Raw genomic sequence first — 16,616 nt, 5'->3', positions numbered from 1 at the left:
TGTGTTTTATAGCCTCCGGCGCCCGGGGAGTCTCATTCCACTTCGACCAGATCAAAGCTCTGTTTAATCTTCCCTCCCTCACGAATCGAGGTAAGCACGCTATTCAAGCGTGTCGGATCAAACGCCTGCGTCTGCAACTTGGCAATCTCGACATACAGGTTGGTTGCCGCTAGCACATTACTGGAGATGTCTTGGTCGCTATGTACCACGCCAAAACTCACGTCCGGGCCGATCAGGTCGATAGTCTTGTTATCCAGCAACAGAGTATCGAACTCTGAGACTAGCGCGTGGGTAACGGTGTATTGTCCAGCCGGGGTGGTAATTACCTGGGGGGTTTCAAATTCGATGGTTTCTCGTGATTTCACATAGGTCCCTGGCGCCGCTACCGCCATGGGCAAGGCAAGACCAAAGCGCACCGATTTCGCCTTGGCGGATTTCACGTTGCCCTCTTTGTCGATAACAAATTGACGGCGCAGACCCGGTTCCATGCCCAGCGCCATCACCCGCCCCGTTTCATCCTGCCAAGAGAGCCCTACTTCATAACCGTCATCAAATTCCTGCAACACTTCCCAGATAATAATCTGGTGTCCTCTGGCTGGATTTTTTATAACCGACTTGTCACCGACCTTTGCATCTTCATGGATATAAACGTGATCCGGCGCTTTCATTGCCGCAACCATGGGTACTTCCAGCAGGGAACAACCCTGCAGCATAGCCAGAGCAGAAAAACCTGCCATCTAGGCAAATCGACATTGCGTCATTAACCCCATACCTTCCCCCGATTAAAAATGCGCCGCAGCACTAAAAAGATAACATTACCGTATAATGTCGGACTACTGCGTTAATTTTTTATTCATTTTGTATGAGATCAGGTGGAGCAAGAGATCGCTATCACTTGTCCAACGACAAGCTCCACGTTTAGAGTCTGCAGAACACGGGGCATCACATAAAATGTTGGCGGGTAGCGAAGACGCATGCACACCGCGCCAGTTTATTCACCAGGTAGCGCTATTTTTTCGAGCTAGGCTGTAAGGTTACCGGCCGGGCTAATGCATCAGTGGCTTGCGGTGGTTTTTCGTCTAGGTCTTTTCGGGCGCCGCAGGCAACACATTCCATCCATTGCTGATCACCCTCTATGACGCGCTGTATCTTGTCCATCTGCCCACACTCAGGGCAGCTAGCACCAGCAATAAATTGGCGTTTCATCATCTCTCTCTAGTTAACGCCAAGCGCCCGGTGCCACACGTATTCGCGTCGACTCCGGGCGTTCGGTATCAGGTATTTTATCCATTAATCCCGCAATGACGTAGCAACGGTTCTACGCTCGGTTCACGACCACGGAACGCCTTGAAAAGCTCCATGGGTTCGCGGCTACCGCCTTTGGCAAGAATTTCCGTACGAAATGCCCGTCCGGTTTCTTCGTTGAACTCGCCCTCTTCTTCAAAGCGAGAATAGGCATCCGCCGATAACACTTCTGCCCATTTGTAACTGTAATAACCTGCGGCATAACCACCGGCGAAAATATGCCCGAAGCTATTGGGGAAACGGTTAAATGAGGGCGGCCGAATCACTGCTACTTGTTCGCGCACCTCATCCAATATCTGATAAATATTCAGCCCCGGCTGGTATTCAGCATGGATGCGCATGTCAAATAGAGAAAATTCAATCTGCCTCACCATCTGCATGGCACCCTGAAAGTTTTTTGCGGCAAGCATTTTTTCCAGCTTTTCCTTCGGTAACGGCTCGCCAGTTTGATAATGACCGGAAATCAGAGCAATGCCTTCCTCGGTCCAGCACCAGTTTTCCAAAAACTGGCTAGGCAGCTCCACCGCATCCCACGCCACACCATTAATCCCGGAAATACCGGACACATCTTGCTCGGTGAGCATGTGGTGTAAACCGTGGCCGAATTCATGGAACAGGGTCACGACTTCGTCGTGGGTCAACAAACCCGGCTTACCACCAGCCGGCGGGGCGAAATTACAGGTCAGGTAAGCCACCGGGGTCTGCACGCTGCCATCAGGCTGACGACGACGGATGCGAGCATCATCCATCCAAGCCCCCCCACGCTTGCCAGTACGGGCATACATATCCAGATAGAACGCCGCACGGACACCTCCATCGTCATCCACCAACTCGTAGAAGCGCACATCCTCGTGCCAAGTGTCCACGTCTTTGCGTTGTTTAAACTGAATGCCGAACAGCTTGCCGACCACCGAAAACATGCCATTGATTACCGTGTCTGCCGGAAACCAGGGGCGCAACTCTTCTTCTGAAATATCGTAGCGGGCTTCGCGTAAACGCTCACTCCAAAAACCAATATCCCATGGATTCAAATCCCCCACGCCTTGCTCGGCAGCAAACGCTTTGAGTTCCGCTAGCTCCTGCTCCGCCTGGGGTTTGGCGCGGCGCGCCAAGTCTTCGAGAAACTGTACAACCTCACTAACATCTCTGGCCATTTTCGTCGCCAAAGACTTTTCCGCGTAGTTAGCGAAACCCAATAGCTGAGCCTGTTGATGTCGCAGCGCCAGGATCTCATCGATAATTTTCGCATTATCAAATTGGCCAGCTTGTGGACCTTGATCAGAGGCCTTGGTGGTCCAAGCGGTATATATCTCTTTACGCAGTTCTGCGTTCTTACAGTGGCTCATCACCGCAATAAAAACCGGGGCGTCCAGGGTCAGTAGCCAACCCTCTTTGTCCTCTGCTTTAGCCCGATCTGCGGCGCCGGCCTTCGCGCTTTCGGGCAAGCCATCGAGTTCATTTTCATCGGTGATGTGTTTGCTCCATGCTTGAGTAGCATCAAGCGCGTTATCCGAGAATTTGCTGGTCAACTCAGATAACCGTTTTGAATTTTCCATGTATTGCGTTTTCTTTTCTTCCGGCAAGTCCACACCGGACAAACGGAAATCGCGCAGAGTATTGTCGATATCTTTTTGCTGGGCTTCACTCAGCGTGGCCCACTGATCGCTATCGCGCAGCGCCTGATAGGCAGCACAAAGGGCCGTATTCTGCCCCACTTCAGTACCGTATTCGCTAAGCAGCGGCAGGCAACTATTATAGGCATTACGCAAGGTTTCATTCTGGGCCACGGCATTCAAATGCCCGGCCGGGCCAAATGCTTTACCGAGACGGTCATCTTCCTGATCCAATGCCTGTACCAGGTGGTCATAATCGAAATTACCTTCGGCCAGCACCTGCTCGATACGGGCACGGCCCTCTGCTACCAGCTGCTCCACGGCAGGGAGAACATGTTCTGGCCGGATCTGTGAAAAAGGGGGAAGTGCTGGATAATCAATCAGCGGATTGTTGCTCATGGGTGTCCTGTCCTGCTTCGGGTTCAGCGTGTGTCTGCGCGGGCGGCAGCCGGTGACGAGCAGTGTCGTCCGGCTGCAACAGCATCTGGAATACCAGCCACTTGCTTAGCAGAAAAACGCCAAGCAAGATCAGTATGGCTAACATTATACGGGCGGGCTGGCGTTGCATGCTCGTCCCTGGCCATTGAAATGAACTATCGAGTGTATCAGTGATGGGGATTCGCCGCTTTGAAGACAAGGCCCCGCAGTTGGGGAAACGGGTATTTGTAGATGAGGACGCCACCGTGATTGGCGAGGTCATACTGGGCGACGATTGTTCGGTGTGGCCCAAGGCTGTGATTCGGGGCGACATGCACGCTATTCGTATCGGTAACCGGGTCAGCATTCAGGATAACGCTGTACTACACATCACTCACGACTCCCCGTTCAATCCCGGCGGCTTCGGGCTGCAGGTCGGCGACGATGTCACCCTGGCTCACCAAGCCATGTTGCACGGCTGCACCCTCGGCAACCGGGTCATGGTGGGTATGCAGGCAATCATTATGGACGGTGCTATTGTGGAAGACGATGTGATTGTCGCCGCCGGCTCATTGGTTGGGCCCGGCAAAAACCTTGAAAGCGGCCACCTGTATCGCGGCCAACCCGCGCGCAAAATCCGTCCGCTCACCGAGAAAGAAAAAACCTTTTTGCCTTATGTGGCGGGTAATTATGTGCGCTTGAAAGATCGATATTTGAAAAGCAGCCAATAATCAGAACATCTAGTAGCTGAGCAAAAATTAAGCGCTTCCTAATCGGTGATTATTCCCTTCGTTCACTTTCCTGATCGCACGTAAGCAAGCTCACAGCTAAATTTTCCACATGAACGACATGTTGCCAAAACTGGCGCTTTCATCCCGGCTGCGCAGAGGCGAGGTGGAGCTTTGTATTGCCAAAGTGAACGAAAAGGTATCCCAGTGAACGCCGCCGCCCGCGGTCACACCCAACACCCCGTCGCGCGTTTCCACGTTATATTGCCTAGCGTGGGTCTCCAGGTAGGAATATCCAATATACTCACCAAAAGTGGAGATAAAAACTTCCCAGCCGAAGCCTGTGCCATCAAACAGCCCAACCAATGAGCCGGCTGTACCAATACCCGCATAGTCAGGAATAAAATTACGCGGCAGATTGTGACCCACACGAAAGAAGCCACCGGCGGAACTGGTCCCGTGAAAATTGTTGGCATCTACACCCCAGGCATAACCGAGCTCACCCTGAAGCGCTGAATCCCACTGGAACTGTTTGAAACGGCGGGCATTAATGAAATAGAGGCCGCCAATCAAGTCCGTGCCCAACTGGTTATCCCACCCCTGCGGCTCATCAGACCCGGTGACCTTGTGGGCCAATTTTTGGCTTTGCTCCGCGCCCGAAGACGGACCCACTACACCAAGTCGCATGCCGTACCCTACCAGGCTATCGTCATCCCAACTGAACAGCCCCATTTCCAGGTTGCTGTATCCCGCATAAGGTAAATCATTGTAATTGGGGGCGGACTGACTGATATCCTTAGGCGTAATCATCATCTGTTCTAAGCTGAACGTCAGAGCATGCTGATCATCACGGAAGGCAATCCCCGGTAAGGGCGATAAAAAATCCGCCACTCCACAGGTAACATTGCTATTACTCTCACAATGGTCGTGAGCCTCTCCCACCCAACTGATACGCACGCCATTGGTGTAATGCCCGTCAGAACCAACAAACAAGTCATTATCCCAGGACAAGCCGAATGTAGAAGCTATAACACTTACTGGCAGCAATACGCCTAACAACAGAATAAAGCGCAGAAACATATTTCACTCGGCATCAATGTGAAGCGGCCCTGATGATGAGCCGTCCCCCAACGCACAGGGGGGTTAAAAACGCCAACGACGCTGCATGACCAAAAACGCAAACGATGCTGACCACGTTATCAATATCAAACCATTCAGGGCTTCTACCCCAGCAATCAGACGCAAGGTTCCCACTGGAAATAGATCCCCCAACCCCAAAGAGGTATAGCAGGCGGCAGAGAAATACAGGTGATCCAAAAAACTGCCGTTCACCGCCCCGCCAATGCTCATGGCAGTATCTCCCACGTCCAACAGCAGATACACCCAAGCATAGAGTGTTATTTCCACCATGTGAGCCGCGAACATAACAATCACCACCACCAGGATTTCGCCGCGGAAACTTTTCCAGCGCTTAAGTAAGCCTGACAGGCTAGCCAAGGTCCAATAATGCAACATCACCGTAGCCAGCACCATGATCAGACTGACCACAGACGCGTACACGACCTCATACATTACTGTACCGTCAGCCATGGGCTGCTAACGCAACGAGGCCATGACGGGCGCGGTATTCGGACGCCAGCCCCGCCAGATTTCAAATGCTTCCGCGGCCTGCTCAACTAACATACCCAAACCATCCGCTGTAGCCGCAGCCCCTTGCTGCTCTGCCCAGCGCATGAACGGGGTGGGCTCACTACCATAAACCATGTCGTAGGCCACCGCGCCCTCTGCCAGCAAACCATCAGGCAAGGCGGGCATCTCACCGTGCAAGCCCGCCGAAATCGCATTAATTACCAGATCAAACTGCCCCATAAGGTTATCCAGGCCACCCCCCAGCACGGGTGGGCCTTCTCCTTTCATGACGTTGCCCGCCAAGGCTTCGGCTTTCTCCTTGGTGCGATTAGCAATGCGCAACAAGGTGGGCTCTTGCGCCAGTATCGGCCCCAGCACACCGCGCACAGCACCCCCCGCACCCAGAATAAGCACCCGCTTCTTACGAATTGTCCAACCCTGATTATTACGGATATCTTTTACCAAGCCCGCGCCATCGGTGTTATCCCCATGCAGCTGATCGCCATCCCACCACAGGGTGTTCACCGCACCGGCCTGGTCTGCCCGCTCGGTGATGGCATCACACAGCGCAAAGGCTTGCTCCTTAAAAGGAACGGTGACATTTGCCCCCAGCCCGCCGGCCTCACGGAAGGCCTGCACCGCCCCTGCGAAATCATCCAAGGGCGCTTCGCGTTTTTCATATTGCACGGGGTCGCTATGCTGGGCAGCGAATGCATGGTGAATTTCTGGCGAACGCGAGTGACTTACCGGATTACCAAAGACACAATATAACCCGGTATCCGCCCTGTCTTTTTCTCCGCTCATACCCACTCCCGGTGAATCAAAAATTTATGGTAAAGCTCACTCTCGGCACTGTTCGGTTCGGGGTGGTAATCGTAGTCCCAGCGTACCAACGGCGGCAGCGACATTAGGATTGACTCGGTACGGCCACCAGACTGCAGGCCAAAGATAGTGCCGCGATCGTAGACTAGGTTGAACTCCACATAACGACCACGGCGGTACAGCTGAAACTGGCGTTCGCGATCGCCAAATTCATGATCTTTACGGCGCGCCAAAATCGGCTGATAGGCCGGAACATAGGCATCACCGATGCTGCGCATCAAGGCAAAGCTCGTATCGAAATCAAACCGGTTCAGATCATCAAAAAACAGCCCCCCCACCCCGCGCGGTTCATTGCGATGCTTGAGATAGAAGTAATCATCACACCAGGTTTTGAATTCCGGATAGATTTCCTTACCAAATGGTTGGCAGGCAACTTTAGCAGTCTGGTGCCAGTGCACCACGTCCTCCTCGAAGCCGTAATAAGGCGTTAGGTCAAAGCCGCCGCCAAACCACCACACCGGGGCTTCGCCTTCTTTTTCTGCTACAAAAAAGCGGACATTGGCATGGCTAGTAGGGACGTAGGGATTTTTCGGATGAATCACCAGTGACACGCCCATGGCCTGAAAACTACGGCCGGCCAACTCGGGGCGCGCCTCAGTAGCCGAGGGCGGCAACTGCTCACCGAACACATGGGAAAAGTTCACTCCACCCTTTTCAATCACGGCACCATTTTCCAGCACCCGACTACGACCACCCCCGCCTTGCTCCCGCTCCCAGCTATCTTCACGGAAAGTGGCTGCGCCGTCTTCAGCGCCCAGCGCATCGCAAATTCGGTCCTGCAAATCCAACAGGTAGTCTTTCACCGCCTGCAGCGAAACCTCTGACATGGTGCTCTCCCCCGGGGCTATCGGTGTATTCATGGTCGCAAGATGCGCCCACTTTCCAAGTCAATAATGGTAGAGGGTTTGGCTGCCCGGTCACAGGCACCACTGACAATAAAGTCGAGCTGGTTACCCAGCTGGCGAGCCACCTGATAACGATTACGCGCTGCCGGGCGGCCACTGATGTTGGCACTGGTGGAAATGATCGGCTGACCGGCCAGCTGGCATAACTGCCGCGCCAGCGGGTGGTCCGGCACCCGCACCGCCACCTTACGGTGCTCCCCTCGCACCCAGGCAGGCAAGCGATCACTAGCATCAACCAGGTACGTTATCGGAGCCGGCCATTTTTTCTCCAACTGAGCCGATTGCTGTTCGTTCAGGTGCAAATACGGCGCCAACTGCGCCAAGCTCTCACCAATCAGAATCAGCCCTTTGCTCACCGGCCGATGTTTGATGGCTAGCAACTGCATAACCGCGTTTCGGTTAAAAGGGTCGCAGCCCAGACCATAAACGGACTCGGTAGGATAGGCCACAACGCCGCCTTCCTGAATGATCTGTGCCGCACTGAGCAGATGCTGATTCATGACAAAGCCCTGAAAGCAAAAGCGGCAAATTACCCTGCACAGCTCAGGGACTCAAGCGTGGGAATCCATGGAAAGACCTTGCCTGCTCAATCTTCGCTACCCTGACGCTTAAGATACCCGCCAGCCACCCGTTCCACCCAGCCCTCCAGCTCCAAATCCGCCAACTGCCCAGCGAGCGCCGCGACCGGCAAGCCAGTCCGCTCCTGTAGCGCGTCAAGAGAATTAACCCCACTGGTGAGCTGGGTCAGCAATGCTGGCGCTTCGCAGTGAATCCCGGCGGCCTCGACACTACGCTGAAAATCACCAAAAGCCTGAAATATATCGTCCACGGACTCCAGCCAGCTGGCGCCATCACGCAGTAGCTGGTGGCATCCCTTGCTGAGCGGATTATGGATGCTGCCCGGAATCGCAAAGACCTCTCGGTTTTGAGCCAGCGCGGTACGTGCAGTAATCAACGAACCACTTTTAATGGCGGCCTCCACCACAATAGTCGCCAGGCTGAGACCGCTGATAACACGATTACGCATTGGGAACTGTGCCGGAAGCGGACGCGCGCCCGGCGCGAATTCCGACACCAGCGCACCCCCAGTATCCACAATTTCTTCAGCCAACGAACCGTTACGGGGCGGGTAGATGCGATCCGGGCCATTACCCATTACTGCCACCGAGCGCCCAGCACTGACCGCACCACGATGTGCCGCAGCATCAATACCCAACGCCAACCCACTAGCAATTACAAATCCACTTGCCGCCAGTTTGCGAGCAAATCGGCGGCTATTATCTAGGCCATCGGCAGACGCATTACGCGCCCCCACGATCGCCAGAGCCGGTGAATTCAACGCCTCTACGTTACCGCGCACGGCGATTACGCCAGGAGGATCATGAATCTGTGCTAATAACGGCGGGTAATCTTCATCACCAAACGCAATCCAGCGCCAACCTTGTCCGCTCAATTGCTCATAATACGCCTGGAGATTACCCGTATTGTCCAACAGGCTGGCTCGCTCTTTCAGGCCGGCCGGTAACAGAGGAAGAAAATCAGAGGCCGCAGCAGAGACGCTCCGGTGTTGTTTCAAAGCGCGCCCCAAGGCCGCTGAAGAGGGGGAAAACAACGCCTGCAATAGAAGGCGCTTAAATTGTCCGTCCATTCGCCCACCTCCTTGTGTGCGTGACGGTTTATCAGGCGTCGAAACGCCGGCGGTGAGCGCTACCGCATAGGAATCAGTAACTACCCGCCGGACTTTCAGCGATGTCGTTCATGTAAATAGGTCGAGTGGACTCCATAATCAAGCTGTAGCTGACCTTATCGAAAACCCGGAAGATCACCATGGAACCCGTTCTCTCGCGGGGCAGCTGAACCATGTCACCCTGCTGACGATCACGAACCACTTCGCCCTGACCATATATATCCAACACATTGCCTTCTTTCAGACCATCACGCAGGCCCTTGTTAATCACTACTACGTCGTTACGGGCCACACTGTTAAGACGATCGAAGAAGCGAATCACTTTCGCCTCAATCTTAGTATCTGGTGCAGACGGGTACAGTACGGCTCGAACACGGCGATCTTCCGTGGAGAACAGGCGGTCATCAATTCGCAGATCCTCACTGGAGTCGGTGACTCGTAGAGAAATCATGTCGTCATCGTGGCTGGACACTCGACCGAGGCCGATTTGACGAGCTTCGTAGCCCAGCACCTCATTGGTATCCGGGTCCACGTACTGTTCACCGGTCCGATAAAAACCGTAGCCCTGCTCCAAACCTTCCCATTGCGTTTTAGTGTCACGGGCATAGACCGTATCGCCTTCACCGAAGATGACACGTCGATCACGGCCACCCACCAGATAAGGCGCTTCAATGATTTCCTGGCGATCGACCACCAGCCCTTCCTTCAGATAGGACTGGATGGCACTAGCCGGAATAGCAGGAATAGCCTGGTCATTGGCAATTTCACGCACCCGCGGGGTGAGTTTCACTGTACCATTGGACATCACGGTCTCTTCCACGCCCCGCTTCACCGAAAGGCGCGGTTCACCGTCAACATAGGAAAGGCGGATTTCGTCACCGGGATATATCAGGTGAGGGTTACTGATTTCCTCATTAATCTGCCAGATTTCTGGCCATTGCCACGGTTCTTGTAAAAAACGGCCGCTGATATCCCAAAGGGTATCGCCGTTTTTCACGAAATACTTGCTGGGGTGCCCATCTTTGAGCACCACCGCTGCGGAGGCCATACCAGACACCGCCAGCACCAGGCCAAAGGTCAAGGCGCGCTGGACCGATTTCATCATCATCGGATTCCTTTTATCATTATTGGACTCATCCCCGAGAGCGACCGCGACCCCTTTATTGTAGACGCGGTTCCTTTTGGATATTAGCAATGCGATCATATATTTAGCAACCGAAATTCGAGTACTACTGCAACTTCTGAGAAGGTACATGGCTAAACTGGAAATACTAGAATTCCCCGATCCCCGGCTACGCACAGTAGCAAAGCCGGTGGAAAAGGTAGATGACGAGCTTCGCAAACTGATCGACGACATGTTCGAAACCATGTATGCGGCCCCAGGAATCGGCCTAGCAGCCACCCAAGTTGATGTGCATATCCAGCTGATCGTTATGGATCTGTCTGAAGATCACAATAAACCCATGGTATTCATCAACCCGCAGATCACCCCTCTCACCGAAGAACAGGCCCCGTACGAAGAAGGCTGCCTGTCGGTGCCCGGGTTCTACGAAAAGGTGACTCGCCCGGCACGGGTGCGCATTAATGCTTTGGACCGTGACGGCAACGCTTTTGAAGTGGAGGCAGACGAACTGCTCGCCACCTGTATCCAGCATGAAATGGATCATTTGGACGGCAAGCTGTTTGTGGACTACGTTTCCCGCCTGAAGCGAGACCGCATTAAGAAGAAGCTGGAAAAGATTCACCGGCAGCAGGGCTGAATTGAGAATTTACATTTTAAAAGCGCGAAACAGCTTCCAAGGTAACGAACCGTCGTACCCGCGATTTCAACCTTACCGCGCGGCCATGACCTTAAACGTGAATTGCCTGAAGAGATGCCCGCTTGCGCTTTCAGCTTTGCTCTAGCCACGCATCTCCACCATTGACACTAACCGACCTAAAGGCCATTTTTTGAAACCCTTACGTCTCGCCTTCGCCGGCACCCCGGATTTCGCCGCCGCCAGCCTACAGGCCGTGCTGGATAACGGTCATCAGGTTGTGGCAGTGCTTACCCAGCCGGATCGCGCCGCCGGGCGCGGCAAGAAACTGCAGCAAAGCCCGGTCAAACAACTGGCCCATAGCCAAGGCATTACCGTACTGCAGCCGGAAAACCTCAAGGGCGAAGCCATTCACCAGCAGCTGCGTGACCTAAACCTGGATGCACTAGTAGTGGTGGCCTACGGCCTGATCATTCCTCAAGCAGTGCTGGACATGCCGCGGCTGGGCTGCCTGAATGTGCACGGCTCGCTATTGCCGCGCTGGCGCGGTGCCGCGCCCATCCAGCGGGCCATTACCGCTGGCGACACGGAAACCGGCAACACCATTATGCAAATGGAAGCCGGGCTCGATACCGGCCCCATGCTGCTGAGTGAATCACTGCCCATCGGCGATAGCGAAACCGGCGGCGAACTGCATGATCGATTGGCCGCCCAAGGCGCTCGCCTGCTAGTCACCGTGCTGCAGGACCTAGAAAAGTACCTGGCCAACGCCACGCCACAACCAGATGAAGGCATCACTTACGCCCATAAGCTAAGCAAGGCCGAAGCGCGGCTGGATTTTCGCCTGCCCACAGGCGCCCTCTACAATCGCATTCGAGCTTTCAACCCTTTCCCGGTGAGCTGGGTGCCGCTGAACGGTCAGCCCATGCGCATCTGGCGCGCCAGTGAAAGCCCACAACCGGCACAAGCAAATGATGAACCGGGCTATATTCTCAGCGTGGACGACCAAGGTATCCATGTGGCCACCGGCGATGGCAGCCTGATACTTGAAGAACTTCAATTGCCCGGCAAACGACGGATGGCGGTATCCGACCTACTACGAGGCAACCCCACCTTGTTTTCGGTAGGCGAACCGCTGGGCGATGCCATTATCAATGAATCTGGTGACCACAGTGGCAACGCCTGACCCGCGCCTGAGCGCGGTACGCGCGCTAAACCGGGTACTGCCAGGCAAGGGCGACGGCGAAAGTCTCCGCGAGGTACTGCGCGACTTCCCATTGCAAGGTAGCGACGGCGGACAAATGCGCGATATTTGCTTTGGCGTCTGCCGCCATTTGCGTCCTCTCAATCACTGGCTTAATCAACAGCTATCCAAACCCCTCAAGGGCAGCGCCCAACCGGTACGCCTAGCCTTGCTGGCGGGCCTCTACGAGCTATGGTTCAGCAACCGGCCGGCCCACGCCATCGTCAACGCCTACCCGCAGCTATGCCGAAAGCTGAAAGCCCCCTGGGCTGCGGGCCTTAGCAATGCGGTGCTGCGCAAAGCTAGCCAGATCACCCTTGAGCAAGCCGTGGCCGACGCCCCCATCAATATCCAGTTAAGCCTGCCGGACTGGCTGTTTAAACGCTGGGAAAAGGATTGGCCCAACAACGCCGACGCCATGGCCCGCGCCAACCTGCAAACGCCCCCATTTACCTTGCGAGTAAATCGGCAGCAGCAACAACGAGCTGATGCCATCGCCGCCTTGGGCGAAGGCGCCCGCGCCGGCTACATCGCCCCTTACAGCATTTACCTGCAGCCCGCCCGCCCGGTGCTCCAACTGCCCGGCTTTGAGCAGGGCGCCCTGTCCGTTCAGGACGAGGCCGCCCAGTTGCCTGCTGAATTGCTGCAAGCCCCGGCAAAGGGTCGCATCCTGGATGCCTGCGCCGCCCCCGGGGGCAAAACTGGTCAACTACGTGAGAAATTCCCAGCCGCAGATCTCTCTGCGCTGGAACTAGAAGGTAAACGGCTAGCGCGCATCCGCGAGAACCTGGCGAGGCTGGGCACCGACGTGACCCTGCTGCAGGGTGACGCCAGCGATCCGAAAACCTGGTGGGACGGCACCCCCTTTGATGCCATTTTGCTGGACGCGCCCTGCTCCGCCACTGGCATCCTGCGCCGCCAGCCAGATGTGAAGTGGCATCGCAAAGCCTCGGACATCGGTGTACTGGTTGATTTACAAGCGCGCATGCTGGATGCACTATGGCCCCTGCTCAAACCTGGCGGCATGCTGGTGTATGCCACCTGTTCGGTACTGCGAGACGAGAACGATCATCAGGTGCGTAACTTCCTGCAACGTCAGCCACAGGCTAGGGATGTGACGCCACGGCCGGAAGGGGCCACAATGGTGGACGCAGGGTGGCAACTGTTCCCGGAACAACACGGTCCGGACGGTTTCTACTTGGCTTGCCTGCGTAAAGAATCGGGGGCCCAACTCAGTTCATGAAAATTATTATTCTCGGTGCTGGCCAAGTCGGCGGTACTCTGGCCGAAAACCTGGCCAATGAACGCAACGACATCACCGTCATCGACACCGATGATGAGCGCCTGCGCGAGCTGGGCGACCGGCTAGATATCGGCACAGTACGCGGCATGGGCTGCTACCCGGCCGTACTCAAGAATGCCGGCGCTGAAGATGCGGACATGCTCATCGCGGTGACCAACTCTGACGAGGTCAACATGATTGCCTGTCAGGTGGCCTACTCCCTATTCCGCACACCCTCCAAGATCGCCCGCATTCGTACCGCCCACTACACCAGCCGCTCGGAAAAACTGTTCAACGAAAATGCCCTGCCCATTGATGTAATCATCAGCCCCGAACAGGTGGTAACCGATTACATCAAGCGTCTGATTGAACACCCAGGTGCCCTGCAGGTAGTAAACTTTGCCGGCGGCCGAGTACAACTGGTCGCTGTGCGGGCCTATTACGGCGGCCCACTGGTGGGCAACGAATTACGCGAATTGCGCACACACATGCCCAACGTGGATACCCGCGTGGCGGCTATTTTCCGTCGTGGCCGCCCCATCATCCCGGAAGGCAACACGGTTATCGAAGCCGATGATGAAGTGTTTTTCATCGCTGCCAAAAATGATATCCGTGCCGTTATGAGTGAACTGCGTCGGTTAGAACATAACTACAAGCGCATCATTATCGCTGGCGGCGGCAATATTGGTTACCGCCTAGCCAAAACTATTCAGCATCGCTACAACGTTAAAGTCCTTGAGCGCATGCCCAAACGGGCTGAATGGCTGGGTGAAAAACTACACCAAACAGTGGTGCTGCAAGGGTTGGCCACCGACCGAGACGAACTACTCAAAGCCAACATCGAAAACACCGATGTATTCTGCGCGCTGACCAACGATGACGAAGCCAACATCATGGCCTCACTGCTGGCAAAACGACTGGGCGCTCGTAAAGTGATGACCCTGATTTCCAACCCGGCCTATGTAGATCTGGTACAAGGGCATGACATTGACATCGCCATCTCGCCTCAGCAGTCCACCATTGGTAGTCTGCTTAGCCATGTGCGCCGAGGCGATGTAGTCAATGTTTATTCCCTTCGCCGGGGCGCGGCAGAAGCCATCGAAGCGATTGCCCACGGCGACGCCAAGTCATCCAAAGTGGTGGGGCGCGCCATTGATGAAATTGACCTGCCAGAAGGCACCACCATTGGTGCCGTAGTGCGCGGCGAAAAAGTGCTGATTGCCCACGACCATGTGGTGATCGAACCGAACGATCACGTCATCCTGTTCCTGATCGATAAACGCCGAACCCGAGACGTGGAAAAACTATTCCAGGTCGGCTTTACGTTTTTTTAGGAAACGCATGCACGCAAAAACGCAAAAATGCACTACGCACAAGCAAAGCCGTGGCTTCATCAGGTTGCCGCGTGATGCGTGGTCCGTGCCGGTTTTCCAGCAGGTACCCTCATGCACTTCGCGTTAATTTCGAAAATCCTCGGTCTGCTGCTCGTCGTCTTCAGCTTTACCATGATGCCGCCAGTGGCAGTGTCATATTGGTATCAGGAAGGCAGTGAAACCCCCTTTCTAATTTCCTTTGTGATTACCCTAGCGCTTGGGTTGAGCCTTTGGCTGCCGTTCTTTCGTAATAAATCAGAGTTACAGACCCGTGACGGCTTCCTGGTGGTCACTCTTTTCTGGTCGGTACTGGGTGTAATCGGGGCACTACCGCTAATCATCAGCGATGACGTGCCGGTGGGATTCACCGATGCGGTATTCGAATCCATATCCGGCCTAACCACCACCGGCGCCACCATTCTGTCGGGAATCGATTTCCTGCCCAAATCCATTCTGTACTACCGCCAGCAGCTGCAGTGGCTCGGCGGCATGGGCGTAGTAGTATTAGCCGTAGCGATTTTGCCCATGCTTGGCATCGGCGGCATGCAGCTATACAAGGCCGAAATTCCCGGCCCCATGAAAGATACCAAACTGACCCCGCGCATTGCGGAAACCGCCAAGGCGCTTTGGTTTATCTATCTGTTCATTACCATTGCTTGCGCCGTCCTTTACTGGGCGTTTGGCATGACTGTTTTTGATGCCATCTGCCACAGCTTTAGTACCGTCGCCACCGGAGGCTTTTCCACCCACGATGCCTCCATGGCCTACTGGGATAATGCCCTTATCGATTGGACAGCCACCATTTTTATTCTTATCGGCGGGCTCAACTTCGCCTTGCACTTTGCCGTATGGCGAGGCCGGTCACTGCTGGCTTATCTACGAGACCCAGAGTTCCGCTTTTTCATCGGCTTATTCCTGATCTACACCGCCATCATTACTGTCGGCCTGCTGTTCTTTCATTATGATTTTACCGTGGATGACGCCCTGCGCCATTCCGCCTTCCAAGTAGCCTCGTTCAGTACCGGTACCGGGCTGACCAGCACCAACGCTGCAGCCTTCCCTGGGTTTATTCCCTTCTTGTTGGTATTTACCAGCTTTATTGGCGGCTGTGCCGGCTCAACCGGCGGCGGCATGAAAGCCGTACGCGCAGCGCTGGTTTACCACCACAGCATTCGCGAACTACGTCGACTCATTTACCCCAACGGCGTGTTTGCTTTGCGCTTCGGACGTCAAACGATTCCCGACAGGGTGCTCCAAGCAGTATGGGGCTTTGTGGGTGTTTATATCGCTATTTCGGTTATTTTTACCCTACTGTTTACTATGACCGGCATGGACCTAACCACTGCTGTCAGCGCCGTGGCGGCCAGCCTCAACAACCTAGGAGTGGGTATCGGCCAGGTAGGTGGCGGCTTTGCCAATATCACCGACAGCGCCAAATGGATGATGACCGTACTAATGGTCGCCGGACGGCTGGAAATCTTTACTCTACTAGTGCTATTCACGCCGATGTTCTGGAAGCAGTAACACAAACTGCAACTAATCGTAACACTACGAGCACCCACCAAAGCCTCTCCCCACCCTCTTTAGTATGCGTATACAACGCTGAACGGGCTTTCTATCGCTATAGGCTTACATAACCCTCCCTTTTTAAGCCCGATTAGTTATCTTCCGCTCTCCATTGATGCCATAAAGGAATAAAAATACATCAAGCCAAAATTAACCCGTTTTCAAACCATTCTTTTAATGCCCTTAATAACAATAACTTAAACATAAAACAGCAATAGTTTCGCTTCAT

General features: G+C 54.6%; 17 protein-coding genes. 6 read left to right on the top strand and 11 right to left on the bottom strand.

The genetic code is table 11. From position 1 onward, the window contains the following. Positions 1–32: 32 nt before the first annotated feature. The 4 genes from ABO_RS00715 to ABO_RS00700 form a co-directional block, all read right to left on the bottom strand. Positions 33–737 carry a hypothetical protein gene (locus ABO_RS00715; RefSeq protein ID WP_011587440.1) on the bottom strand — a complete coding sequence of 235 codons (705 nt, stop codon included), beginning with the start codon at positions 735–737 and terminating at the stop codon, positions 33–35. Between the two features lie 271 nt (positions 738–1,008). Beyond that, positions 1,009–1,209 carry a YheV family putative metal-binding protein gene (locus ABO_RS00710; protein WP_011587439.1) on the bottom strand — a complete coding sequence of 67 codons (201 nt, stop codon included), beginning with the start codon at positions 1,207–1,209 and terminating at the stop codon, positions 1,009–1,011. A gap of 74 nt (positions 1,210–1,283) precedes the next feature. Next, on the bottom strand, positions 1,284–3,317 hold the full coding sequence (gene prlC, locus ABO_RS00705; RefSeq protein WP_011587438.1) for an oligopeptidase A: 2,034 nt from the start codon (positions 3,315–3,317) through the stop codon (positions 1,284–1,286). Beyond that, positions 3,295–3,486 carry a hypothetical protein gene (locus ABO_RS00700; RefSeq protein WP_041704593.1) on the bottom strand — a complete coding sequence of 64 codons (192 nt, stop codon included), beginning with the start codon at positions 3,484–3,486 and terminating at the stop codon, positions 3,295–3,297. Before ABO_RS00700 ends, prlC begins: the two co-directional genes overlap by 23 nt. A gap of 43 nt (positions 3,487–3,529) precedes the next feature. On the opposite strand from ABO_RS00700, the gene ABO_RS00695 reads away from it, so the two are divergent. Continuing rightward, complete coding sequence (locus ABO_RS00695) at positions 3,530–4,066, top strand: gamma carbonic anhydrase family protein (protein ID WP_041704587.1); 537 nt, start codon at positions 3,530–3,532, stop codon at positions 4,064–4,066. A gap of 96 nt (positions 4,067–4,162) precedes the next feature. Here the strand turns inward: ABO_RS00695 and ABO_RS00690 are convergent, their stop codons facing one another. From ABO_RS00690 to ABO_RS00660, 7 genes are all read right to left on the bottom strand, one after another. Then, entirely contained in the window at positions 4,163–5,143 is a 981-nt protein-coding gene (locus tag ABO_RS00690; protein WP_011587436.1) for a lipid A deacylase LpxR family protein, read from the bottom strand. Positions 5,144–5,206: 63 nt separating this feature from the next. Then, positions 5,207–5,653, bottom strand: coding sequence for an ion channel (locus ABO_RS00685; protein ID WP_101235032.1), 447 nt, complete (start codon positions 5,651–5,653; stop codon positions 5,207–5,209). A 6-nt stretch (positions 5,654–5,659) separates the two neighbouring features. After that, complete coding sequence (aroE, locus tag ABO_RS00680; protein ID WP_011587434.1) at positions 5,660–6,496, bottom strand: shikimate dehydrogenase; 837 nt, start codon at positions 6,494–6,496, stop codon at positions 5,660–5,662. Continuing rightward, on the bottom strand, positions 6,493–7,401 hold the full coding sequence (gene hemF / locus ABO_RS00675; RefSeq protein WP_011587433.1) for an oxygen-dependent coproporphyrinogen oxidase: 909 nt from the start codon (positions 7,399–7,401) through the stop codon (positions 6,493–6,495). Before hemF ends, aroE begins: the two co-directional genes overlap by 4 nt. Positions 7,402–7,430: 29 nt before the next feature. After that, positions 7,431–7,979, bottom strand: a complete 549-nt coding sequence (locus ABO_RS00670) for an L-threonylcarbamoyladenylate synthase (RefSeq protein ID WP_011587432.1) — start codon at positions 7,977–7,979, stop codon at positions 7,431–7,433. Positions 7,980–8,065: 86 nt separating this feature from the next. After that, on the bottom strand, positions 8,066–9,127 hold the full coding sequence (dprA, locus tag ABO_RS00665; protein ID WP_011587431.1) for a DNA-processing protein DprA: 1,062 nt from the start codon (positions 9,125–9,127) through the stop codon (positions 8,066–8,068). A gap of 73 nt (positions 9,128–9,200) precedes the next feature. Continuing rightward, positions 9,201–10,271: a LysM peptidoglycan-binding domain-containing protein gene (locus ABO_RS00660; RefSeq protein WP_231483530.1), complete on the bottom strand. Its 1,071-nt coding sequence runs from the start codon at positions 10,269–10,271 to the stop codon at positions 9,201–9,203. Positions 10,272–10,419: 148 nt separating this feature from the next. Between ABO_RS00660 and def the strand changes: the two genes are divergently transcribed. From def to ABO_RS00635, 5 genes are all read left to right on the top strand, one after another. Beyond that, complete coding sequence (gene def, locus ABO_RS00655; protein ID WP_011587429.1) at positions 10,420–10,926, top strand: peptide deformylase; 507 nt, start codon at positions 10,420–10,422, stop codon at positions 10,924–10,926. 190 nt (positions 10,927–11,116) lie between these two features. Continuing rightward, on the top strand, positions 11,117–12,109 hold the full coding sequence (fmt, locus tag ABO_RS00650; RefSeq protein ID WP_011587428.1) for a methionyl-tRNA formyltransferase: 993 nt from the start codon (positions 11,117–11,119) through the stop codon (positions 12,107–12,109). Beyond that, a complete protein-coding gene (gene rsmB / locus ABO_RS00645) occupies positions 12,078–13,409 on the top strand; it encodes a 16S rRNA (cytosine(967)-C(5))-methyltransferase RsmB (protein ID WP_148201411.1) in 1,332 nt (443 codons plus the stop codon). The genes fmt and rsmB overlap by 32 nt, the downstream gene beginning before the upstream one ends. Beyond that, a complete protein-coding gene (gene trkA / locus ABO_RS00640; protein WP_011587426.1) occupies positions 13,406–14,782 on the top strand; it encodes a Trk system potassium transporter TrkA in 1,377 nt (458 codons plus the stop codon). Before rsmB ends, trkA begins: the two co-directional genes overlap by 4 nt. A gap of 111 nt (positions 14,783–14,893) precedes the next feature. Beyond that, positions 14,894–16,345 (top strand): TrkH family potassium uptake protein, encoded by a 1,452-nt coding sequence (locus tag ABO_RS00635; protein ID WP_011587425.1) that lies wholly within the window; start codon positions 14,894–14,896, stop codon positions 16,343–16,345. Positions 16,346–16,616 lie beyond the last annotated feature (271 nt).

The organism is Alcanivorax borkumensis SK2 (assembly GCF_000009365.1).
GTDB lineage: Bacteria > Pseudomonadota > Gammaproteobacteria > Pseudomonadales > Alcanivoracaceae > Alcanivorax > Alcanivorax borkumensis.
The sequence above is the reverse complement of the archived record's forward strand: the minus strand, read 5'-3'. Positions and strand labels throughout refer to the sequence as shown.